We start from the raw sequence: 23,262 nt of genomic DNA on the forward strand, positions 1-23,262 counted from the left end.
ACGACGTGAGCGCCAAAATACGGCCGCCCGATTCGCTCCTCAACGCTGTGCAGTCACTGGCCGATCTCGCCTACGAACTGCACGATCCGTCGTCCGAACATCTCGCGCTCGACCTCGCAGAGCAAATCCCCGGCTCGGCGATCAATGTCGTCATTGCAGGGCAGTTCAAACGCGGGAAAAGTTCGTTAATCAACGCGTTTCTGCGCTGTGATCTTTTGCCTACCGGTGCACTCCCCCTGACAGGGGTCACGACGGCTATACGATACGGTGAATGTCTGCTGATCGAAGTCCGGATGCATGGAGAGCCGCAGGCGCGCCGCATTGCGCCGGCGGATCTTGCGCTTTTCGTAACGGAAAAGTTTAATGCAAGAAACGCTCTTGGTGTCGAGCGAGTCGACGTCTATTTCCCAGCAGACATCTTGCGCGGCATTTCGCTGTTCGATACGCCTGGAGTAGGCTCCGTATACGAACATAATACGGCAACAGCATTGGCGACCTTGCCGCGCGCGGACGCGGCAATATTAGTCGTCGGACCGGAACCTCCAATCTCGCTTGAGGAACTCGAGTACGCGCGTAAGGTGCTGGCATCGTCGGAAAAGTTGTTCGTCGTCGTGAACAAGTCCGATTTAGCTGGCGACGCCTTGGACGAAGTGTTAGATTTCACGCGTATCCAGCTGCGTCAGACCGTTTCTTGCGAGACCGACGTGTTGTCTGTCAGCGCGACGAAAGCTCGAACAGCGCAGATTGCTGAGTCGGAAGATCCCGAGTTCACCCGCCTCGAAGCGGCACTGCGCTCATTCGTCGCCCAATCCTGGCCACAGACGCGTTTAGTATCGCTTCGACGTCGATCCCTTCGTATAGTCGAACGCTTGGACGTCGTTGCGTCCTTGCGGCTCTCGATGTTGAACATGCCCACCGAGGAACGACTGCATCGGCGAGACGCACTCGAGCAATCCTTGCAGCTACTTGACGACCGCTCCCGATTGCTCGAATTGGCGATGAACGACGACGTTCGACAGCTGCGCGCAGAACTCGACGAATCCCTCGATGGTCTGTATGGCTTTGCTCTCCCGGCATTCCGCGCAAACGCGGAAGGAATGGCCGCTCTGCCGCGCGATGCTCGTGAAGGCGCGTTCGGAAAGATGCTTGAGGCCATTCTCAACGAATGGCGTCAGGAAACCCGGGCACTGGCCGATGCTGCACTGCGAATTTCTGCCGATACGTACGCACGTATGGCCTACGAAATCGAAGCGTCGATGTGGAAAGCGGGCCTGGAAGCCGCGAGCCTCGACGCCAGTTCGCTGGTCTTGGACGACGTGCATTTCGAGCCGCCCAATCTCGAACTCATCACGTCTTTCGTACCGACGACCGCCCTCGAGTTGCTCGCCGGGGCGGTCATAGGCGCGCTACCGCCAGTGCTTCGAATGCCATTGTTACGACGGCGCTATGAGCGTCTGCTGGAGCAAGAGTTAGATGCGGCGAAGGGCAAATTCCGCCACGGCATTGCGAATGAATTGGAATTGTGGCGGCGTTGCACGCGAGATGCTATCCGTTCGTCGCTCCGGACCGCGCGCGAGATCGTGCTAAGCGCCTTCGAACAACCTACGACGGATCGTCCCGACGACGAAGCCGTTCGGCGCATGGAAACCGTTCGATGCAAGCTCGAGACGTTGCGAGAATGGATTGGAACCTTCGATATCTCGATTGCAGAGGCTGCGCCATGAAACCGGAGAGCGTAGCCCGGCTTCGTGACGCCGAGCGCGCTGCGGCGCGCGTCCTCGACCACGGCTGCATCGAAGACCTAACCGAAGTCGAGCGGTTTCTCGCGCGACCGCTGCGCGAAGCTGAAACAGAGTTGCGAGAAGCCCTTGAATCGCTCGGCAGTCTCGATCCGTTCCTTCGGCGCAATGTGGTGCTGCAAGCAGCCGAGCAAACGATAGGACGGTGCTGGGAAAAGGTCTTTGCGAACGTGGCGCTCCGTTTCTGTGCGCGCTTTTCAATTTACATCGACGCAGTTGTAGCTGCTGAAGAACGCTTTTTGGCCGAAAACGGGACGGAACATCCGTGCCGGGTGAAGCCCCGCCGCATAGCGGCCCCACGTATCGTAACTCCGGATGTTCCCCATGTCACAATCGATGTCGGCGAAACAGAATCGATCGTCACAAGGTGTCTTGTGCAAGTCGAACGGGATCTCAGGGAAGCGATCGCCGCCGAAGTCGAGGATGCCCGACGACACCTGATGGATCGAGCTATCCTCAACTTAGCCCGCACGCACATTGCGACGCTCTTAGGCGCTTGAGCTAGCCTCACCAAAAATCACTCGATAGACATCGGCGCCGTAACTCGTTCGCTCCGGGGCAGCTTCGACGAGTTTGAACGTTCGCGTCCCGTCGTCCAGCCGCTCTGCGCGCAGAAAAAGGACGTCCGGTTTTCCGAAGTATGCACGTGCGAACTCGTACTGATGGCTCACAAAGAACACGCGAACCTTTGCCTCCAGAAGCGCCGTTACAATCTGGCGGGCGACCTCAGCGCCTTCACGCTCGTTCGTGGATGAAAAGGATTCGTTGAAGAGCATGACCGTGTGTGGCCCCACAGTATCGATAATGTCGCTTAGACGATGCAGCTCTTCATCCAGCTTACCGCTCGTCATTGCAGCGTCCTCTTCGCGTCGGTAATGCGTGAACAGACCAGTGCAAAGGGAGGCCTGTGCTGAGGAAGCCGAGACGAACATGCCGCACTGCATCATGAGATAGAAGAGCCCCACGCTACGCAAGAACGTGGACTTGCCGCCCTGGTTGGCCCCCGTGATGATTGCGAGATCTTTACCACCGGCATCGACTGTGTTAGTAACCACGCTGCTACCCGTGTTCAACACCAAACACGGATCGTACAGTTTCTTTATTTGGAAGACATCATCTTCGGCAGCACGTACTTGCGGAAAGCAAATGGGAACGTCCAGCTCGCGCAATCGAACAAGCAAGTTCAGGCATCCAACGTAAAACGCCAGTTCTGCCCGCAAGACGAAAAAAAAGCTCACCAGATGATCGCAAGATTGCGAGATCGCGTTGGCAACTAAGTTCAGTCCCCGATCGCGTAGCTCGGACAATGCTCGCAACCCCGCTTCGTCTCGCTCGTGAATGTGAAACGTATATCGGTTTCGATCTGCGGTGTCGAACCAACGCGCGAACCAGCCCCCGTCCGTTCTTGCAGGTCCGCGAAGCACGTAGTCCCCGGCCTTATTTCCTTCGCCGAGATGAGCGCTCATTTCCAGGCCACTTCGAAACGACATTTCGTAAAGATACCGTTCGACGGAAGAAAGATAGTCGTCGGCCAGTTCTGCGTGCAGCATCGTAAAGAGCGTCCGAAACGCCTCGGAAGTGAAATCGTTAAGATGGTCGTCGGCAATCGCGCGTAAGCTACGCAATGATTTCGCTAGGAACTGCAGCAACCCGCTGCAGCGGTATAGCAAGGAGCTCGGCGATCGGCCGAGCGAAAAGAACCCTTTGTGGGCTCCTTCAACCACGCTATCGGCCAGCGCAAAGATAGCTCGCACAACGTCTTCTCGGTCGATACAATCTTTAAGGGCGCACTGCCGGTACTCAATCGCTGCAACGTCGGTTAATGATTGCATAATCACCTTCGGGAGCACGGACGCGACGATGGCATCGCCGGCAGACATTGCGGCGAAAAGCGTGCGCAAGTCCAGATCAGCTATAGACGCGGTAGAAGAGAGCGAGGGTGTCGTCTCTGCGCTGATGTCTCGGTCGGCGAACAGCAGATGAGGTTTCACGATGGGAGTCGCTTCTTGAGAGATGCGTACGTCAAGCCGTACTTCTCGGCAATCGATTCGGCATATGAACGGCCGCCAGCGGGAGCTCGTCGAAGTTTAAACGTTCGAGCTTCGGTGTGCCCGTCGACGACTTCGCTTACCAAGCTAACGACAGACGGCCCTAGCCTCGACAATTCAATCAAGAATGTCACGCAGACGCACAGCGCGTCCAGGGCAATAATACGATCGAAGGTCTTCGTCGCCAGAGTAATCGCGTCTTCGACGGTGGTCGAGCTGAAGATCTCGTTCATGATAATGATGCTGCGTGACGTAGCGACCGCAAGAAGATCGCGTACCCGAATAAGATCGTCCTGCAATTTGCCGCGCAGCGTCTCGGCGCTTTCCACACGCTCGAAATGGGTGAAGATACGGTCAAAAATAAAGAGCCTCGCGCTGGAGCCGGGTACCGGTAGTCCCAACATGGCCAAATGATGCAACTGCCCAAACGTTCTCGCGAACGTCGTTTTACCACCTTGGTTCGGCCCAGATATAACGAAGACTCGCTCGCATTCTTCTAGATGGAAGTCGTTGCAGACGATCGAGCCTTCAGTATTGGCTAAGCTAGTGGCTAGAGCTAGGTCAAACGTATCGGTCGCATACAGGGCTTTATCTGACTCGGCGAGATCGGGGTAGCAGAGATTCAGGCCGCTGATAGCGGCTAGTTCTGATACGTGTTCGAGGTAGGCAAGATAAAAGCGGACTTCGCGATCGAATCGCTGGACTAAGGGGTCGTTGAAATCCCCGTGTTCTGCGGCAAACGTCCGTAAGGCGCCGAATTCGATTGGAAACAACGTGGCGACGCCGGCAAGGATCTGCTCTTCTACGTGGTTCAGATACGGCCGCTCGTAGAAAGTCGTTAGATGAGCTGTGACGTTTCCTTGTCGGAACTTTTCAAAGATGGCCGTGATTTCGGCGGTATAATCCGGTTGCGATTCGTATCGTCTGACCGTGACTGACCCGCTGCCGACGGTCAGATTATACTGGATTGCGCCGAGCGCTTCTGCGACGCGCTGCCCGCCGTCCGATAGGCTGGTAAATCCGTTAGAGGTCACATACTGATCGAGGTATTTCATGAGCATGGACAAGCCTTGGGATTGCGGATTGGCAAGGGCAAGCGATGCTGCTAGCTTGCGTACGCAACCGCAATACGTCTCGACCGACCGAGCGAACCATCGTGCGGTTTGGTCGGCATTTCGCAATTCGTCGGCTTGCCGAAGTTGCTCGCGCATGCTCGTCATTCCGGCGCAAAACTCGGCCACGATACTGCGTACATCCTCGCGCTCGAGATCGCGTGCGATTTCCTGACGATATCGTATTGCCGCACTCGAGGTCAGACTTTCGTAAAAGAAGGGCGTGACATCGAACTCGGGTGCGCGCTTTGCGACTGCGACGACGATCTGATCCAAGTTGAGATCTCGAAAATATGCCGGTTCCTCGGTGGCTACCACGACGTCATCGAGTGAAAGAATGCTGTGAAACTCCATTGCCGTTAGGCGTAGCGCGGCTGCGCGAAGCAACGGCAGCCTGGATGGAACGGCGGAATCCAGTGAAGACTTCGCTCACGCTGGCCCCAGCGCTCGCGACACAAGGTGCACGAACCATCGTATCCATGGACGTCAAAGCTCGCGCACCGAATATGGGTTAAAAGGCGCTCGCGATCGGCGAGCCGCCACAACCAGTTTCCGATGATTTCCACGAGCGCGAGATCTGTGACGAGCTCCTCGGGCGATGCAACCGCGGCGAAACGATACTTTTCTGGGCCTGTTCTCGCGGTCCATCCATGTTCCATTAAGGCTTTCAGTCCGGATCGATACGTCGAAGCTCGCATATCTAGACTCCACGCCGTGGCCCGCGCGACAATCATGCGATTGAGGTCACCGGCACGTGAACGTACCAACCGCGCCGCAATCGAAAGCGATCGCCAACGCGATAAATCCAAGTGTGCCGATGGTCGGAGGGCGAACATCCATAGATGCGGGCGCTCACCCGAGGCAACGCAATAATCTCTGTACCGTGCGAGAGGCTCCCGCCAAAGGTCGAGCCCGATTAAACAGGCGGCGACATCCGTGCTACTGTATGCACCGGGTGAGCGCGCGAGTGTCGTGCGTTCTTCCTGAGGAATATCGGGAAATACGTTTGCGATCGTGGCGTGCGGTTCTTGCAACGCAAGGCTCCTCTCTCTCGTTTCTTAGAGTATAGGAGCCATCAGCCGATTCGATCGGCGGTTGCGGGCGGCGCTCCATCGCCTGAACTGTGCCTTTGCCGACGCACGCATCGTCTCCTCGTTATACAGTGGTGCTCGATAGGACGCAGAACCGCGTGAGTTGAAGGCCCGCCTGAGAGCAGTGCGAGATTTTCAAAACGGCAGTTTATGCCGCTGTTATTGAGCGGTTTCGCTCGCGGCATGTAGCAGGCACAACCACCTTTCGCGGAGTCCAACAGGTCGGCAGAGGGCATAACCCGCATAGAGCAGCCCTTCACTGGCGTCGCCAACATTGCCGATCATCGACGAGGTTGTCGACCTACCCGAAAGGATTGCATCAGTGCTTTCACACGGCCGGGAAGCGGTCACAGACGGGCCCGTCGCCGTTGAACAGGTGCAGTTTTTGAGCATCCCAAAACCTTAGGGTACGCACGATCTAAAACAAGTCCGGGCGATGGAGCGCCGCCGATGTAACCGCCGGGCAGACTGGCTGATGGCTCCTACATAAATCGCAGTTTATGAGGAGCAGTTAATTGAACGTCCGGCAGCGCGTCACCCTGATGCGAATTTACCTGAGCGAAGACGTGCGCCATGGGAAGGATTTACTCTACGTAGCCATCGTCGAGGAATTGCGTTCTCAGGGTTTTGCTGGCGCTACCGTATTGAGAGGCATCGAAGGGTACGGCGGTTCCGGCGAAATTCGTTCGTCGCGGGCACGAGATACCCCCAAACGCCTGCCCGTCGTCATCGAAGTAATCGATAGCGACCACAAAGTGCGCTCCGCCATTCCAACGCTGCGAGCTATGATGTCGAGCGGCCTCATTACGACAGAGCGCGTTCGTATAAAAGTTCTAACTTTGAATCCAGGATTCGAAAACCAACACGACTTAGCCGCTCGAGGACGCCGGGAACCCGACGCGACGGTGTTCGAACTCTTTCATGAGCTTGCGCGCCACGACAGAAAACTTATAAATGACGCGGTCGGTTCCGCGCATGCCGGCTCGGATATTGCAGCCTGCCTTCTAGGGCTGAACTTGTGGCGTGGGCCGTTGGCCAGGTACCGCGATCATTTGCTCGTAACGCGCGAACGACCGCCACTCTGGGCTTTCACCCTAGGACCGTCCGCAGAGTGGAACGCTGCGCTATGGTTGACTCTCCCTATGGTCGCCCGGCTCGTCCGGACTCGTGTGGGGCGTGTTGACGAGTCCATTCGTACCCGGCCCACGGTCGATAGTACCGGACTCACTGCGGCCCTTCTCCGCGACGGTTTGCGCCATCTCAGTCAGAGCGCGTACCTCCGCAAGGGTCCAGAGGACATTCACGACTTCGCACCAATTGCACTACCGAGCGCCATCGCAACCGATCTCGCATTGGTCGACGTGATAGCGCACTGGCTTCTTAGACTTTCCGACCGGCACCATCTCTTAGCGAAATCAAGCGCCGAGCAATTCGAGATCGGCGGGTATAAAGGAGGTTGCGGTTCCTGTCGCACTCGCTGGGGATCGCAAACTCGTGACGAGCAAGCGGTTCCCCCATTTCATCCCGGCTGCCGGTGCTTCGCTAGTGCAAAGCGATGAAAAAGGCGCACGTTCGAATTGCGGTAAACCCAGTCGTTTGCTTCGCTGCGTCCGGGTCGATCGCAGGCGAAGCGATACTATGGTGCGTTTTCCCGACTTTCGGCGAGGAAACGACCTCGCATGGAAGCCTCGAGCATATCCGCGTGCGGTAGGTGCAGCCGGACGTCGCTGTGCTCGAAGGGTAACCATTCGACAGCGAAAATCCCGTCGTGACGCATTTGGGGATGCACTGCTTGGTTCGTAATCTGCGCGTAAAAGCAAACTTCCAGATAAGCCCCGCCCCAGCGTTCTGTTCGCCGCTCCGCGACGAAGGCAATCTCGCTAGTTATGACATCATAGCCGGTCTCTTCGCGAACCTCGCGAACGGCCGCCGCCTGTAACGTCTCTCCCATTCGCGGCGTTCCGCCAGGCAGGTTCAGAACCGTAAGCGCCCGCTTCCGCTCGCGTACGATCAGCAATTCGCCTGGCGCTCGCGAGACGGCGGCCGACACTCTAACGCGGTAGGTCTCAGCTTCGTTCAAGCCACTGTCGGCTGGCAAAGAAAAAGCTCCCATTCGACATCCTCGCTTTCGAATAGGAGCCATCAGCCGTTGGCCGGCGGTTTGGGGCGGCGCTCCATCGCCTCGAATACTTAAGAATTCACCTCATTTCTACCCAATCCTTCGCGATATATGCTTGCGCGCGACAGCGCTTTGCGTCATCCTAAGCATAGGCCTAAATCGGCCAGGCGTTGGGGCTCGCCGCGCACTAGACCGCTCGTCAGGATGATGGCTCCTACCACCTTTGGAGATCCACGCTGTGGAAGTTCCTCGTCCCTCAAGGTGGGCGTCTCTCACCGAGCGAGTCCGGCGCTGGCTGGATAGAAAAGCGTGCCAAGATGCCGAATCCATCGCGGCGTTAGAAGTCGAGTGTGCCGGTCTGCGCGAACGCTTGTCCGAAAGCGAACGGCGTGGGCGCGACCGGAGTGAAAGGCTTTATGAGTTGCAACGTCTGTATTCGGCCGAGCACTTTGAATATCAAGAGGCGTCGCGCAACCTCAATATCGAGCGTCTTCGCAATGCCGGAATGTTTGGCGATCGAGACATTCTCATTTCGCGTTCCAAGGAGCTCCAACGTCGCATTCGATACCTGAAGGAGCGACTACGAAAATACGAAGAGGTCGTGGATATCCATGAAGATGAAGCGCCAATTGTCATTGAAAGTGAGGCACCAGGAGCCTCACCGGCACGATAGAAAGTGACCGCAACGGCGGAGGAGTTCGCCGGCGAGTGCAACTCGCGAAAAGCCATTCGGCCAATGACTCCTGACGAACGAATACGCTGGCGTTACGTTGGGAGAACTGTTTGACCCTCACCCCTACCGCGGTCCAGGCGGCACAGGTGCTGACCTTAGTGCTGTTGTCTCCGTTACTGACTGGGTTCATCGCCCGGCTAGAGGCTGTGGTCGCCGGCAAGCGGGGGCCATCGTTCGTTCAGCCCTACCGCGATATTGTAAAGCTCTTTCACAAGCAGTCCCTGGTACCCGAGCCATCGTCCTGGGTTTTTCGGACGGCTCCATACGTAGCGTGCGGCGCGTATGCGACAATCGCGACATTGATTCCGGTGTTGACGACGTATCCGCTGCCAGGCGCCACCTTCGGCGACATCCTTGCCGGCGCGTTTCTGTTCGCGTTAGCGGGATTCGTTACCGCGTTGGCAGCGATCGACTCCGGTTCGCAGTATGCCGACATCGGTAGCAGTCGTGCGACAATGGTCGGCATCCTCGTCGAGCCGACGCTTATCTTTGTTTTCTTTTCGGTCGCATTCATAACTGGAACAGATCTGCCGTATGCGATGAACGCCGCGTTGCGCCATTCTGCGGCAAATGTGCTTCGCCCGGCCCACGTCCTGGCTACTGCTGCATTCTTCATGATGATGCTTGTCGACACCGGCCGCATACCTATCGAAAGTTCCTCCGCAACCGTGGAATTCGGGATGATCGATGACGCGCGCTGGTTCGAGCACTCAGGTCCCTGGATGGCGCTCTTTCGGTGGGGCTCATCCATGAAGCAGTTTCTGCTGTACGTCGTCTTTGTAAACGTGCTGCTGCTTCCCATGGGGCTTTCGTCAGATGGAAATGTCGGCTCCGTCGCATGGGCTGTTGTCACGCTCCTACTAAAAATGCTCCTCATTGCTGTCGTGGTGGTCGTCATAGAAACGTCATTTGCGAAACTGCGACTCTACAAGATTACGGAATTCATTGCGACCGGCTTGCTGGTGGCAGTTTTAGCCGTTTTTGCCTACGTGGTTGGGGTCGGATGAGTCTGCACGAGCTCACTGTGCCACAAGCGATGGCGGGCACGATCGCCATGCTGTTACTGCTCGTGCAGCTAGCATTGTTCCGGTCGGTCGTCATCCCGGAATTCATCCGGCTCTACGCAGTCCAGTCGTGGCTCGTTGCGGCGATTTGTCTCGGCGCCGGTATCACCGAGCACGCCTGGGATCTGATCGTCCTGGCTATCCTGACCGCCCTGTTTAAGGGACTGCTTCTTCCTGGATACATGCGCGCGCTAGTTCGAGGCATTTCGATGCGAATCGAACTGCCCGCCCGAGTAAACGTTCTGTTGTCCTTGATTATCGCGGGAGCGTTGATCGGGGTCTCGATTTTAACAGCAGTGCAGTTGCCGCTGCTGGGCGGCATCTTCTTAGCAAATGCCGACCTTGCAACAACGCTTTCAATAGTTTTCACGGGATTTCTTCTTGCGATCTTACGGCCAAATGCGGTGGCGCAAGTCATCGCCTTTCTGACGCTCGAGAATGGCTTATTTTTCGGTACGATCACCCTTGCTCCGGGTCTGCCGTTTATCATCGGCGTCTTGCTGTTGATTGACGTGCTCGCGGCGGTCGTCGTATTCGCCATTTTGGTTCGAGCGTTGGTGGGGTCGCAGGCCGCCGCATCCGTTTCGCTCTTTGAAAGGCTGCGAGGGTGAGCGCGCTATCGTGGGTTATTGTTGCGATTCCCTTGGGATTGGCATTGGCCGTTCTCGTGGTGCCCTCGCGCGCCGGTCGTTATGCGACTGCCATCGGATCGATTACGTGCGCCGCATGCATCGGGGTGCTGCTTGTGCGCATCGCCGGCGGGGAAGGCCGTTTGGACGCTCTCTCGGCGCTGTTTCTCGCTCCAGTCGCGATCGTCTACGGGTCAGTAGGACTGTATTGCCTGTGGTATGTGCGCGCAGAGCCGATCGGCGCGAACGGAGAGGAGCGCTACCGTCGCGAGTTTCTTGCGCTGACGAATGCGTTCGCTTGCGCCGAAATCGTCGTACCCCTTTTGAGCAATATGGCCGCGCTGTGGGTGGCGCTCGAAGTGACCACGATCCTAGCGGCATTACTCGTGCGTTTGCAAGGCTCAGACGCGGCTCTCGAAGCGGCGTGGAAATACCTGTTAGTTGCGTCTTGTGGTTTGGCACTCGGTTTGATCGGGGTCGTTGTACTCTACGCGTCGGGTACGGGTGCTCTTGGGAGTCATTACGCCCCGCTGTGGTCTTCCTTTATGGCGGTGTCGTCGAAACTCGATTCGAACGCATTGCGACTCGCTTTCATATTCGCGCTGATCGGCTTTGGAACCAAGATGGGTCTGGCTCCGATGCACACCTGGCTTCCCGACGCACATGGCGCGGGCCCAACGCCGACGAGCGCGATGTTGTCCGGCGTGTTGCTATCGGATGCGTTATACGTGATTCTCCGCTTCGCGGCAATTGCGAACGCCGCGCTCGGAACGGGCATGACGCAGCGCTCATTCTTCATCGTTGGACTGCTGTCGTTGTTTGTTGGTGCGTTCTTCTTGCTACGCCAACGTGACATTAAACGAATGCTCGCCTATTCGAGTATCGAGCACATGGGCATCATCGCATGCGGCCTCGCATTTGGGGCACCCTTGGCGTTGGCTGGGGCGTTGTTACACGTCGTCAATCATGCCGCAGCCAAGGCACTGGCGTTCTATGGGGCTGGCCGGTTGGCGGCACGGTACGATACGCGAGAAATAGAACGCATTCGCGGCGCAGCTACGATCTTGCCCATATCGGGAACGTTGTTTGCAATGGCGGCGCTGGCCCTGGCGGGAATGCCCCCATTCGGTCCATTTCGTAGCGAGCTAATGATCCTCTCCGGAGGTTTCTCCGGATTGGCGTGGCCGGTCGCCATCGTCGTTGTCGGATTATTGCTGGTTGCTTTCGCCGGTATTACGCGTTGGACGATCGCGATGACGGCCGGTGCGGCGCCGCAAGGCGTGCAGCGCGGTGATCGTGATCCGGCTGCGATCGCGGCGATGGTAGCAGTGTTTACGGTGGTTCTCGTAATAGGACTCTACGTTCCAACTCCGCTCGCCGTGCTCATCGCCAATGCTGGAGCCATCGTACGAGGACATCCGTGAAGGCCTCAGACGCACTCCTTGAGACGCGCAATGCGCTCGCTGCCGGTGCGCGCTTTGCGTGGCTGTTCTTCGAAGCGGTTGGGGGCGCCACGCGCGCCCATTACGTGGTCGATGATGCCGGCAAGCTGCACGATTGTGCCGGTGACGTCGAAGGAACGTTACGGTCGCTAGCCTCCGCCACGCCTGCCGCAGAATGGTACGAGCGCGAAGCCATCGAGCGCTTCGACATTTCGTTTTCGGAGCTTCCGCTGGCGGCAACGCTGAGCTACCCGGTTGCGGCCGAGGAGCTTCGCAGCTATTCCGCTTCTGCCGAGGTCTCCACGGTGCTCTATGGTCCCGTGCGTTCGGGAATCGTTGAATCCGCGCGTTGGAATGTCGGCACGGCTGGCGAAGATTTCATCGACGTCTGTCCATCGATGTTTTTCAAGCATCGCGGGCTGGAAGAACGTTTCGAGGGCACGCCGCTGCAGCTGGCGCCCTACGTGGCCGAGTACGTCTCGGGAGCAACGGCATCGAGCCACGCAGCCGTGTTCAGCCGTGCGGTCGAGGCAGCGCTCGGCATTCGCGTTCCCGATCGTGCGCGTGCCGCGCGAGCCGTACTTGTCGAGCTCGAGCGGATTCACCAGCATCTTGACTCGTTGGCAAAACTCGCCGATGATGGCTCGCTGTCGGTTGGAGCTGCCATGACATTTGCGGCGAAGGAGCGCGTTCACCGTTTGCTCTGTGAAGCCACCGGTAACCGATTCGCGCGTGGAACGATCTGCGTCGGAGGAACGCGATTCGACGCGCTCTCGCGCCTGGCCGACGCGTGCGAACGTGCGCTGGACGAGGTCCAACAGCAGGCGACGCAGACCGTCGCGGGATTGGTATCGACGCCGTCGCTCATAGATCGCCTTATCGGAACCGGTCGATTGGACGAGTCGACGATTCGTGCATACGGTGCCGTCGGTCCGGTGGCGCGCGGCAGCCACGTTTCTAGCGACGTCCGCGCCTGTGACGGCTACCTTTACACGCCGCTTGATGGTGAGGAGACGCGAGAGCAAACCGGCGATGCCGCGGCCCGCGCTCTGGTACGAGTCGGGGAAATAACACGTTCGTTCCAGCTCATCCGCAACGCCCTCGATGCTGACCCTGCCGGGCCCAGTGTAGTGGCGTATACTCCACAAGACGGATCCGCTATCGCGCGGGTCGAGTCACCGCAGGGCGAGCTATTGTATTTCGTCCGCATCGAGAGCGGTATTCTGTCGCGTGTTGCGATCCGATCTGCGTCCTTTGCGAATTGGCCAGCGTTCGTGCCTTCTCTGCCCGGAAACATCTTTACCGACTTTTCGTTTATCGAGCACTCCTTTGGAGCGATCCAGGCAGAGGTCGATCGATGAGCTGGCTGATGCGCGGTATACGAGGTGGTATTCTCACGACGCGCTATCCGTCCGGCGGCGACGAGATGCCGCAAGCGTACCGCGGCGCGATCGAAGCGTTGCCGGCAGACGTCGACGTCCAGCGTCGTGCCGCTGCGGCCTGCCTATCTGGAGCAATCATACCGAGCGAGGGCCGTGCCGTCATCGACCCAACACGCTGTTTTCAATGCGGAGAATGCGCACGCGCCTTTCCGGAGGCGTTCCAAACGACTTCCACGTTCGAGCTCGCGCTGACGGGCGGCGATCCGCATTCGATCCAAGAACGGCTCGCCAAACGGGTGCGCACATTAGGACGATCGATTCATCTTCGTCATGTCGACGCAGGCAGCGACGGTTCTGAAGAGCAGGAGCTTGCAGCAATTTTCAATCCATACTACGACGCAAATCGCTTGGGAATCTTTCTCACGGCGACGCCCCGACATGCCGATGTGCTCGTCGTGACCGGTGCTGTGACGCAATCCATGCGCGAGCCATTGCTGCGGACGTTCGACGCAATGCCGAATCCCAAAGTCGTCATCGCACTCGGAACCACGGCGTGCTCCGGCGGAATCTTTGCCGCCGCAGGCGGCGCGCCCGTCCCGGTACGCGCGGTGCTCGACGTCGATGTCATGATCCCAGGAGCACCACCTGCGCCGCTCTCGATTCTTCACGGCCTCTGGGTCGCGCTCGGTCGCTCAGATGCACGAGGAACGTTCTTGTGATTGCTTTGCTCGTCGCCTTTGCGCTGTGCATTGTCGGCATCATTCTCGTCGTCGCGATACGCGGACCGCTCGGTCGGGCGATCGGCTTTATGTTCCTTGGCGCCGCTGGGATCGCATCGCTCATATCGGCTGCGACCGCCCTTCATTCGAGTAGATCGTATGCGTCTGGCCCGCCGGATGCACACCTGCTGCTACGCATGGACGCAGTTTCGGGATTCTATATCGGTCTAATCGGAGCAATTGCCGTAATCGTTGCGGTGTTTGCGTTGGGCGGCCGCAGTGCCGACGAACGAGGCGCTGGTCACACGGCTGCGGCAAGTTCCTGCGCTGTCCTACTGGCGTCGTTAGTAACGTGCGCGGCCGGCGACGTCTTTTTGTTTCTTTTCGGCTGGGAATTGCTCGCATTGGCGTTTTTCTGGTCAATTGGATATGCAGGGACGGACGAATCCGCGCCGCGATCTGCGTACGTTACACTCGTCGTTACACATGTTGCAGGCGGCTGCCTACTTGCCGCGTTATTGACGCTCGCCCACGCTGCGGGCAGTTTCGAGGTCGGAGACGCGATTGCGGCCGGAACCCACTTTGTGGGCGCCTCCGGCGGCTTCATACTTGTACTACTCGTTATTGGGTTCGGCGCGAAGTTCGGCATGCTCCCGCTACAGGGTTGGATGCCCTACGGTTATCGAAGTGCGCCGAGTGCGGTTGCGGCGTTGATGGCTGGCGGTGCACTCAACGTAGGCTTTTACGGCATATCACGTTTCGTGCTTGCGTTCCCCCAGGCGCCTCTGTGGTTAGCCATCGCAGTGATTGCCGTCGGTTCTGTCGGCGCATTTTTTGGCATTTCATGGGCTGCTGGGCAACGAGACATGCGCGCGCTCGCTGCCTACTCAAGCGTCGAAAACAGCGGCATCATCTTTGCTGCCTTCGGCGTCGCGATAGCGGGTCGGGCGCTTCACGATCCGATGCTGATGGGATTCGCGCTGGCAGCAGCCTCAGTGCAAATCGTTGCGCACGCCGTGGCCAAGAGCACCCTATTTCTGACCATTGCTTCAGTGAATGATGCGCGTTCAAGCACCGACCTGGATAAGCTCGGAGGCTTAGCGCGCGTACTTCCGTTGACAACCCTTTCCGCAATATTGTCCGGCATGTCGCTAGCAGCGCTTCCGCCGCTTGCTGGCTTTGTCGGCGAGTGGCTCGTGCTTGAATCGCTCATGCAAGCGTTTCGTACCGGAAACGTTGCTTCCGAAGTCATTTTCGCACTCGCCGGCGCAATCATTGGCGTTGCGGCTGGCATTGCGATCGTGACGTTCACGAAGTTTGTCGGCATTGGTCTGCTTGGCGCTTCACGCTCAGTAACGCTACAGAGGGGTTTCGTTGTTCGAGCTCCGCTGCGCGGGGTGGGGTTGCTTCTCGGCTGTGCGGCGATTGTCGGAACCGGCGTGTTCGCTCGATCCTTACTTTCCACCATTGCACCGAGCATTGACTCGGCTTCGCACAGCGATGCAGTTGCCGCGATGATCGGAGTTTTCCCGTTAGTCGCGCCTGCCTTCGGTGGCTTTTCGTCGGTCTCGCCTGGGGGAATGGGCCTAGTGCTGGCAGGGTTCACGATCATGTTTTGGATCGTTTCAAAGCTATTTTCGCGGCCGGCGTCGTCAGCGACCCCCGCTTGGACATCGGGCGAGCCGTACCGCTCTTGGACGCAGTACGGCGGCACAGGTTATGCCAATCCAACCCGGGTCATTTTGGACGTCGTTACACGAACAACGCGAGCCGTCAATCCAGAGATACGTACGTACGACAGCTCGGTTCGGCCGTTTTTCGAGCTGGCATGGTATCGCTGGCTTTTTACACCTCTGTTGTGGATTGCATCCGCCGTACGAGCGACGCAGTCAGGCAGCATCGGTGCCTACTTGGCCTACATTCTGACGTTTACAATCTTAATGCTATTACTATTTCCCTCGATCCGCCATTGGTAGGTGTTGTATGTTTTCACACATTATCGTAGCTTGGGACGGTTCCGAGTGTGCTCGTCGAGCTTTCGAGTACGCAATCGAGATTGCGAAACGGTTCGAGTCGCGTTTGCAGCTCGTTTCCGTTGCGCAGCCGGCTGCTTATGCTGAAACATCCGCAGAAGTGGAAAACGATAGAGCCAAAGCGCACCGATTTTACGAAGGCAGTGCGGCCTCGCTCATCGACCTGAGCCGTGAACGAGGTGTCGGGACAGAATTGCTGATCGTCGAAGGCGGCCATCCGGCTGAGGGCGTGGTCGACACTGCCTCGAAGATTGGAGCTGATCTCATTGTCGTGGGCCGCCGCGGGCTCTCAAGCGGAATCACGCGTTTCCTGATAGGGAGTATCTCCGACCGAATCGCGCGTTATGCGCACTGCCCAGTATTGTTAATTGACAACCCGCAGAAACGATCATGAGTGTTCCGGCGCAAGCAAATGTCATCCACAATCAGAACGACGGATACTACTCAGCCGCGTAGCCGAACGTCTCCCGGGCACCGGTTCGGTTACCTCCGTGGAGACGGAAAGAAAGACGTGGCTCCCCAAACAAACGGGCGTTCGTGAGAAACAAGACTGCCCACTGAGGCTGTCACAAGATTGCTCAGTCATGCTGTTCAGGCGGCGAAAGCCCAGCGGGCACTCGGGTTGCAATAACGTTTGGAATATGAGCGCATCTTAACGAATCACTTGACACTGCACGGCGAATTTTATGGTATGTCCCGACGCGAAGCTTTTGCGGGCGAGCTCAGCGGGCTGAACGCCGCAGGCGACGTCGTACTTGATCGCGCGCATACCAAACTGCTCGACTGCTCCTGCATCGAAGTACCATCCGCGAATTCGTCGAAAAAGATACGCCGATATGGCGAAGAAGGAACAGTCCAATGCTCAGCGCATCCCGAAATCGAAGATAAGGTAACCGTGGGAACGCGTTTCGCTCCATGTCACCGGTTTGGTGAAAAGGAAGGTGGGCACACGCCGCCTTGGCGGCATGTTTAAGGGGGCGGCTTCTCCAGCGCGAAAGCTCTGAGTATGAGGTAGTCCGTCAGTAGTAGTTCGTCGCAGTTCGACGCGGCCACCGAGTGTCAGATGGTTCTGCACTCTTATCCTATGATTTAATCTGCTTGCTGGTCGCCAGTTGGGGAGAATCGACCCGACTGGTGACCAACGCTTTACTCATTCCCCGAAAATGGAGCGCACCACAACGATCGCGACGCGCGAGCAAAACCGCAGCCGTCGAGCACGAGCACTACGGCCTCGGGCCGGCCAACTGCGGAGGTCCAGACCGCGAGGTCCGCACATCGCTACCGGCGTAGGGCCACCGATGACGAACGATCAGGTCCGAGCAAACGCTTTAGGCTATTGCTACGAACGGAATAAAAGCAGCCCGGGCAATTACATCCAAACTAGTGAAATTGTCGCCGCGACCGGATTTGGGCTCGCGGAGATACTCGAAGCGCAGCAATATCTGGTCGACAAGGGACTTCTCGCCTCGCGCGAACATGGGCAGCAGATTCGGAGCTTGGGACATGGCCTCGTAGCGATGATGGCTCGGATTACCGCTGATGGATTGACTTCGTCGAACATCCTGAGGACTTTCACGGATCCCGCTTACCCGCAGCCCTAATCAACATCTTTGCACAAGGCGACGTATCGAACGTTCACGTTGCCGGCGGCAATCAGCAGAACGTCCACGCGCACAATATCGGTGCTCCGGTTGTGCAATCGTCCACGTCGTACCCGCCGTTTCCACTCGAGCAGTTACGTACGGAGTTAGCGCCGGATGCCATAGCAGTCGGCCTCGTCGAAGAACTTGCTCGGGAATTGCAGAGGCCGATGCGTGCGTGGGGCAAGATTTTGTCGCTCATTGAGACGTTTAACAATACTGTGTCGGTAACAACGGGTACTGCGACGATGGTTCAATGGTTTTTGCACAACCCCTCGATCCCAGAGCATGTCGTTCAAACGATTCGCTCGATTACTGGCGGTTGACCCATACTCGAAACCGACGGAGCAGCCGTGCAATGATGCAGTCCTTCTTGCCCGATGGACTTCTCCCACCAGCAAACTATAATCACGGAACTAGCGAAGCGATGGTGGAGATCTTCCTGCGCATCGGATGAGGATGAGAAGTGCATGGTCACTATCTGAGAAGAGGCGCTCCTTCGAACTGACGGTGCGAGCGGTCCGCGGTGCCGTTCGAGACCTGACATCCAGTCGAAGGCTGTGCACCGAGACTGGCGCCAAACGGCGGTCCCAGAGCAGTCGTGCAGCAACGTCATAGGTCGCAAAGAGTGGGACCACACTTGCATCTCCCTCGATTAGGTTAAGTGCTTCCAGCATTGGTTGTCCGCTTCGGTGCGAGACCCGCAACGAGCACGAGTCGGCGCAGATATCGAACAGCCACTCCCTGCAACCACTGACTTCCACTTTTTTCACCCTTCGTAAAATTGACGAGTGCTGCTGAGCGGCTTCATAATAATTAGCTCGAGTTAAATAGTGCCCTGGAATTTAATTACGCCCACAGCATTGATCCCGGTTGAGGAATTTTCTCCGCGGCGAAAGCCAATCCCGACGCCAGGCGCCAGTGACCTGTTCGAATCAGGCCCCGAATTTTATAGTCCAGGAAGTTCCGCCAGGTTCGTTCCTTCAGTCGTTTGGATTGTCTCGAGCGCATTTCTTGCAAGCTCGTGCCCTCCGTCATCGTGTTCGGCTGATATACAATAATGCATCAGGATCAGTAAGGCCGAAAAAGCACCACGCACCGACCGCTGGCATTGCTCAGTAAAAGGGATTCGTTGAGACGCTTGAACTCCAACGTCTCTTGTATCTTGCGCAAAGACCTGCAAGCAGCGACAAAGCTGCTTGCTGAGTGGTGGATATATGCGAGCTCTTGCGGCTAAACGTTGAGCCTGCCGAAGCATCTTGCGTGCTCGATCGAACATTCCAGCATGGCAATACCAGTTTCCGCACTCGACGACCGCCGCGATCTGAAACGGCGACATCGCCACGTTTCAGCGGTAGCGAGTTCTCTTATCGCGTCCACAGGCAGGTCTCGAAAGCGTCGATCCGTAGCTTAGGTCTTATGAAGCCGCATCTCTGGGCTGCCGCCTGTCAATGCGCCAAAGGCGGCCGAACCGACTTGCGCCGCGTACTTTGCAAGGACTCCGGCGCTACAACGCGGCGCCGGTGCAGTCCAGCTGGCTGAACGTAACAGAAGCTCATCAGGAGATAGATCTACGTTGAGCTCGCGTGCCTCGACATCAATCGTAATGAGATCGCCGTTACGCAGAAGGGCAATAGGGCCGGCACAAGCGGCCTCGGGCGCCACGTGGCCCACCATAAGCCCGTGCGTGCCTCCAGAGAAGCGTCCATCGGTTACGAGTGCCACCTTGTTCATCAAACCGGCACCAACGATCGCACTAGTTACGCCCAGCATTTCACGCATTCCGGGTCCGCCCTTCGGGCCTTCGTACATGATGACCATGACGTCACCGCTTTGGATAGTTCCATGCATGACTGCCGCCATCGCGTCCTCTTCACATGTGAAGACTCGCGCCGGGCCACAATGGTAAGAGTGCTCGCGTCCAGCAATCTTGAGCACCGCTCCATCCGGAGCAACGTTGCCTTTCAGGATCGCGAGGCCGCCGCGCGGTCTAAACGGGCGTGCCACTGTAGCCACGACGGTTTGTTTTGGCGACTCCGTCGCAAGTGCCACCGTGTCCTCGAGCGTCCTCCCATCGGCCATTCGGACCGAGCCGTGCAACAAGTTCGCATTCAGCAATCGTCGCGCAATCAGCGCCGTTCCTCCGGCGCGGTCGACGTCGAGAGCGACATGTTTTCCGCCGGGCCTGAGATCTGCAATAATTGGCGTCCGCCGGCTAATCGCGTCGAAGTCATCGATCACTAAATTAACTCCAGCTTCATGCGCGATCGCCAGTAGATGAAGCACCGCATTGGTCGAACCTCCGGTCGCGGCCACGACTGCGATCGCGTTCTCAAAGGCCTTGCGCGTGAGGAGGTTCCGCGGTCGTACGTCGCGCGCCAACAGATCTAGAACTGTAGCGGCAGCCGTCTGCGCCCACCCCAAGCGACGATCATCAGTAGCGCCGGCAGTGGCGCTACCCATGGGGGCCAGGCCGAGATGTTCGATTGCCGTCGCCATTGTGTTTGCCGTGAACTGACCTCCGCAAGCACCGGGTCCGGGACATGCGCTATCTTCAATCTTGGCCAACTCTTTGTCATCGATGGTTCCGATAGCGTGTGCTCCGATCGCCTCAAAGACATCGATGATGGTAATATCGCGGCCGCGATGACGTCCAGGAGCGATAGGCCCACCGTACAACATCACTGAAGGCACGTTGAGGCGCGCAAGCGCCATCGCGGCGCCTGGAATTGTTTTGTCGCAACCGACAAGCGCCACAATGCCATCAAACATGTAGCCCAGTCCCATTAGCTCGATCGAATCGGCGATGACTTCGCGACTCACCAATGAAGACTTCATTGCTGCGGTCCCCATTGCAATACCATCGCTGATGGCAATCGTATTGAATTCCATTGGTGTACCACCCGCTGCTCGGACGCCGCGTTTCACATGCTCGCTAAGGTGTCGGAGGTGAAAACCGCACGGCATGGTTTCAGTCCATGTGTTCGCGATGCCGATAATCGGTCTTCGCAGGTCATCGTCGGTGAAGCCAATTGCCTTGAACATGGCACGCGCAGCCGCTCGTTCTACCCCTTGCGTGATCGTTGCGCTGCGCGCGTTGAGCTGCGTCACGCGGATCCCACCGCGGGGAGTGTTGCTAAAATGCCAAGGTCGTTGAGTTGCCGTACGATCGCGTACATGTCGTCAGGCTTCCGTAACTCGACAGTAAGGTCCAGCTGCATGCACTTGGCTAGCACATTAGGAAACGTCCTGCGGTGAGATACTTCGAGCACGTTGGCGCCATTGCGCGCGACAACCTCGGAGACTCCAGCCAGGCCACCAGGAACGTCGAGCACTTCTGCGCGCAAGCACACGACGCGCCGTTCCCGCAAGCGCACGCGCGAAATGACATATGCAAGAAGCCCTGTGTCAATGTTGCCGCCTGAGAGTATAAGTCCAACGCGCGCGCTACGGAAACTGGCGCGGTGTTGGAGAAGTGCAGCGACGCCCAAGGCCCCAGCTCCCTCCGTAACCGTTTTCTCGTCCTCCAGGAGTAGGTGTACTGCAAATTCGAGCGCATCTTCATCGACAAGGAGGACATCGTCTATAAGGGCTTTGGCCATTGATAGATTCAAGTCGCCGACTCGCGCCACTGCGACGCCTTCAGCCAGCGTAGCGCCGCCTACGGGCGACGGCAGGTTGTTTAAGGCATTGTGCAATGCTGGATAAAGTGTGGTCTGAACGCCGATGACGCGAATGTGGGGATTAAGTGCTTTCGCGATCAGAGCGACACCACTGATAAGTCCACCGCCTCCCACTTGAACTAGTAGCACGTCAAGATTCGGAAAGGCTTGCAGTAGCTCAAGCCCTACCGTTCCTGCCCCCGCAACAATCACCGGATCGTCGAAAGGGGAGATAAACGACTTGCCGTTACTCTCAGCGATTTTGACCGCCTTCGTGGTTGCTTCTGAGACGGTCGACCCGTGCAGTAAGACCCGTCCACCGTATGCCTCGGTGCTGCGTATTTTACAGTAGGGGGTGCCATGGGGCATGACAATCGTGCTACTCGTACCTAGCTGCGAGGCGCTAAATGCCACGCCCTGCGCGTGATTACCGGCCGAAGCGGTGACGATCCCGTTTCGCCTTTCGCCGCGGGTCAAACTCGACAGCTTAACATGGGCGCCGCGCATTTTAAAGGATCCGGTGTGTTGCGTATTCTCATACTTCAGTACGACGTCCGCACCCGCGAGCCGTGAAAGTGCTTCCGACGGTAAGCACGGGGTCTTGAGCGCTACGCCTTCGAGCACGCTCGCTGCGCGTCTAACGTCATCTGCCGTGGGCCAATCGCTAGACAATTTGTCGTATTGCTCCTTGACTAGACCTCCGTTGCCCGGAGGGAACGCTCTCTGATTGCTGCTCTCAGTCGACTTGAGCGCGCCGTTACGCGGATTTAGCATACCCGGAACTTTAGATCTTCGTCCTGGCGCGTCGCCTCAGTACGTTCGCGCAGCCAGGGCATAAACGAACGTAATCGCGCGCCAACCTGTTCGATCTCATGTTTCCGAGCAGACTGTCCATAATCGAGAAGGCGTGGCTTACCATTGCTGTGCTCCGTCGCCCATTCACGGGCGAACGTGCCATCTTGGATCTGCAAGAGCAGGTCACGCATCGCCTTACGTGATGACTCTCCGATGACGCGCTGACCACACGAATAGTCACCGAAGCGAGCGGTGTTGCTGATGCAGTCGCGCATACCCTCGATACCCTGCGCATGTATTAAGTCGACGATTAGTTTGAGTTCGTGGACGCATTCGAAGTAGGCCATTTCCGGCGAATAGCCAGCCCCGACGAGGGTCTCGAATCCCGCAACCACCAGCGACGTAAGACCTCCGCAGAGCACGGCTTGCTCACCGAAGAGATCCGTTTCGGTTTCTTCGCGAAATGTAGTCTCTACGATGCCGGCGTGGCCGGCACCGATTGCAGAAGCATACGCAAGCGCCACATCGCTCGAATTCCCGCTAGGATCCTGGTGAATAGCGATTAAGCACGGTACACCCCGTCCCTTTTCGTACTCAGAGCGCACCAACGGCCCCGGTGCTTTGGGCGCTACCATGAAAACATTGATGTCGGATGGAGCAACAATCGATCCGAAGTGAATCGCAAATCCATGTGCGAACGCAAGGTACGTCCCTGACCTGAGGGACTCGACGATTGAATCTAGGAAGACCGCGGGTTGTTCTTCGTCGGGAATGAGGACCATTACGACATCGCCAAAGGATGCGGCTTCCTCGATTGAGATAACGCGTAGACCATCAGCGCGTGCGGCATTTGCCGAAGGGGCGGCGCTTCGCAAGCCGATGACGACTTCGAATCCGGAATCGCGGAGGTTCAACGCATGAGCGCGACCTTGGCTTCCGTACCCGATTACTGCGATCACTTTGCGCGTAGCACCTTTGGATTAGCGGTGGAACT

At 57.7% G+C, this 23,262-nt stretch carries 18 protein-coding genes and 3 riboswitches; of the genes, 12 read left to right on the forward strand and 6 right to left on the reverse strand.

Features of this window, described 5'->3' with window-relative positions:
• Positions 1-5 precede the first annotated feature (5 nt).
• A complete protein-coding gene (locus VGF98_05395; GenBank protein HEY1681050.1) occupies positions 6-1,724 on the forward strand; it encodes a dynamin family protein in 1,719 nt (572 codons plus the stop codon).
• Positions 1,721-2,299: a hypothetical protein gene (locus VGF98_05400; protein ID HEY1681051.1), complete on the forward strand. Its 579-nt coding sequence runs from the start codon at positions 1,721-1,723 to the stop codon at positions 2,297-2,299. The genes VGF98_05395 and VGF98_05400 overlap by 4 nt, the downstream gene beginning before the upstream one ends.
• On the opposite strand, the gene VGF98_05405 is transcribed toward VGF98_05400, so the two are convergent.
• Positions 2,288-3,790, reverse strand: coding sequence for a hypothetical protein (locus tag VGF98_05405; GenBank protein ID HEY1681052.1), 1,503 nt, complete (start codon positions 3,788-3,790; stop codon positions 2,288-2,290). The two genes, VGF98_05400 and VGF98_05405, sit on opposite strands and share 12 nt — an antisense overlap.
• On the reverse strand, positions 3,787-5,277 hold the full coding sequence (locus VGF98_05410) for a hypothetical protein (GenBank protein ID HEY1681053.1): 1,491 nt from the start codon (positions 5,275-5,277) through the stop codon (positions 3,787-3,789). Before VGF98_05410 ends, VGF98_05405 begins: the two co-directional genes overlap by 4 nt.
• A 741-nt stretch (positions 5,278-6,018) precedes the next feature.
• Positions 6,019-6,085, reverse strand: a riboswitch (Fluoride riboswitch).
• A 388-nt stretch (positions 6,086-6,473) separates the two neighbouring features.
• Positions 6,474-6,542: riboswitch (Fluoride riboswitch) on the forward strand.
• 23 nt (positions 6,543-6,565) lie between these two features.
• Between VGF98_05410 and VGF98_05415 the strand changes: the two genes are divergently transcribed.
• Positions 6,566-7,609 (forward strand): DUF190 domain-containing protein, encoded by a 1,044-nt coding sequence (locus tag VGF98_05415; GenBank protein HEY1681054.1) that lies wholly within the window; start codon positions 6,566-6,568, stop codon positions 7,607-7,609.
• A 77-nt stretch (positions 7,610-7,686) separates the two neighbouring features.
• Here VGF98_05415 and VGF98_05420 read toward each other — a convergent pair whose 3' ends face one another.
• Positions 7,687-8,193, reverse strand: a complete 507-nt coding sequence (locus VGF98_05420; protein HEY1681055.1) for an NUDIX hydrolase — start codon at positions 8,191-8,193, stop codon at positions 7,687-7,689.
• A riboswitch (Fluoride riboswitch) is annotated at positions 8,177-8,241 on the reverse strand. Its footprint overlaps the gene before it by 17 nt.
• A gap of 166 nt (positions 8,242-8,407) precedes the next feature.
• Between VGF98_05420 and VGF98_05425 the strand changes: the two genes are divergently transcribed.
• The 9 genes from VGF98_05425 to VGF98_05465 all read left to right on the forward strand — a co-directional run bounded on the left by VGF98_05425 (position 8,408) and on the right by VGF98_05465 (position 17,772).
• Complete coding sequence (locus tag VGF98_05425) at positions 8,408-8,842, forward strand: hypothetical protein (protein ID HEY1681056.1); 435 nt, start codon at positions 8,408-8,410, stop codon at positions 8,840-8,842.
• Between the two features lie 110 nt (positions 8,843-8,952).
• A complete protein-coding gene (locus tag VGF98_05430; GenBank protein ID HEY1681057.1) occupies positions 8,953-9,909 on the forward strand; it encodes an NADH-quinone oxidoreductase subunit H in 957 nt (318 codons plus the stop codon).
• On the forward strand, positions 9,906-10,577 hold the full coding sequence (locus tag VGF98_05435; GenBank protein HEY1681058.1) for a hypothetical protein: 672 nt from the start codon (positions 9,906-9,908) through the stop codon (positions 10,575-10,577). Before VGF98_05430 ends, VGF98_05435 begins: the two co-directional genes overlap by 4 nt.
• On the forward strand, positions 10,574-12,019 hold the full coding sequence (locus VGF98_05440) for a proton-conducting transporter membrane subunit (GenBank protein ID HEY1681059.1): 1,446 nt from the start codon (positions 10,574-10,576) through the stop codon (positions 12,017-12,019). Before VGF98_05435 ends, VGF98_05440 begins: the two co-directional genes overlap by 4 nt.
• Positions 12,016-13,398: a hypothetical protein gene (locus VGF98_05445; GenBank protein HEY1681060.1), complete on the forward strand. Its 1,383-nt coding sequence runs from the start codon at positions 12,016-12,018 to the stop codon at positions 13,396-13,398. The genes VGF98_05440 and VGF98_05445 overlap by 4 nt, the downstream gene beginning before the upstream one ends.
• An 8-nt stretch (positions 13,399-13,406) precedes the next feature.
• Positions 13,407-14,138, forward strand: a complete 732-nt coding sequence (locus VGF98_05450) for a hypothetical protein (GenBank protein ID HEY1681061.1) — start codon at positions 13,407-13,409, stop codon at positions 14,136-14,138.
• Entirely contained in the window at positions 14,135-16,114 is a 1,980-nt protein-coding gene (locus VGF98_05455; GenBank protein ID HEY1681062.1) for a proton-conducting transporter membrane subunit, read from the forward strand. Before VGF98_05450 ends, VGF98_05455 begins: the two co-directional genes overlap by 4 nt.
• A gap of 7 nt (positions 16,115-16,121) precedes the next feature.
• Positions 16,122-16,565, forward strand: coding sequence for a universal stress protein (locus VGF98_05460; protein HEY1681063.1), 444 nt, complete (start codon positions 16,122-16,124; stop codon positions 16,563-16,565).
• A 904-nt stretch (positions 16,566-17,469) separates the two neighbouring features.
• Positions 17,470-17,772, forward strand: a complete 303-nt coding sequence (locus VGF98_05465) for a hypothetical protein (protein ID HEY1681064.1) — start codon at positions 17,470-17,472, stop codon at positions 17,770-17,772.
• A 1,449-nt stretch (positions 17,773-19,221) separates the two neighbouring features.
• On the opposite strand, the gene ilvD is transcribed toward VGF98_05465, so the two are convergent.
• From ilvD to ilvC, 3 genes are read right to left on the reverse strand one after another with little or no spacing between them, the layout of a single operon-like run.
• Positions 19,222-20,922, reverse strand: coding sequence for a dihydroxy-acid dehydratase (ilvD, locus tag VGF98_05470; GenBank protein HEY1681065.1), 1,701 nt, complete (start codon positions 20,920-20,922; stop codon positions 19,222-19,224).
• On the reverse strand, positions 20,919-22,247 hold the full coding sequence (gene ilvA, locus VGF98_05475; protein ID HEY1681066.1) for a threonine ammonia-lyase: 1,329 nt from the start codon (positions 22,245-22,247) through the stop codon (positions 20,919-20,921). Before ilvA ends, ilvD begins: the two co-directional genes overlap by 4 nt.
• Complete coding sequence (ilvC, locus tag VGF98_05480) at positions 22,241-23,227, reverse strand: ketol-acid reductoisomerase (GenBank protein HEY1681067.1); 987 nt, start codon at positions 23,225-23,227, stop codon at positions 22,241-22,243. The genes ilvA and ilvC overlap by 7 nt, the downstream gene beginning before the upstream one ends.
• Positions 23,228-23,262 lie beyond the last annotated feature (35 nt).

Source organism: Candidatus Tumulicola sp. (genome assembly GCA_036490475.1).
GTDB lineage: Bacteria > Vulcanimicrobiota > Vulcanimicrobiia > Vulcanimicrobiales > Vulcanimicrobiaceae > Tumulicola.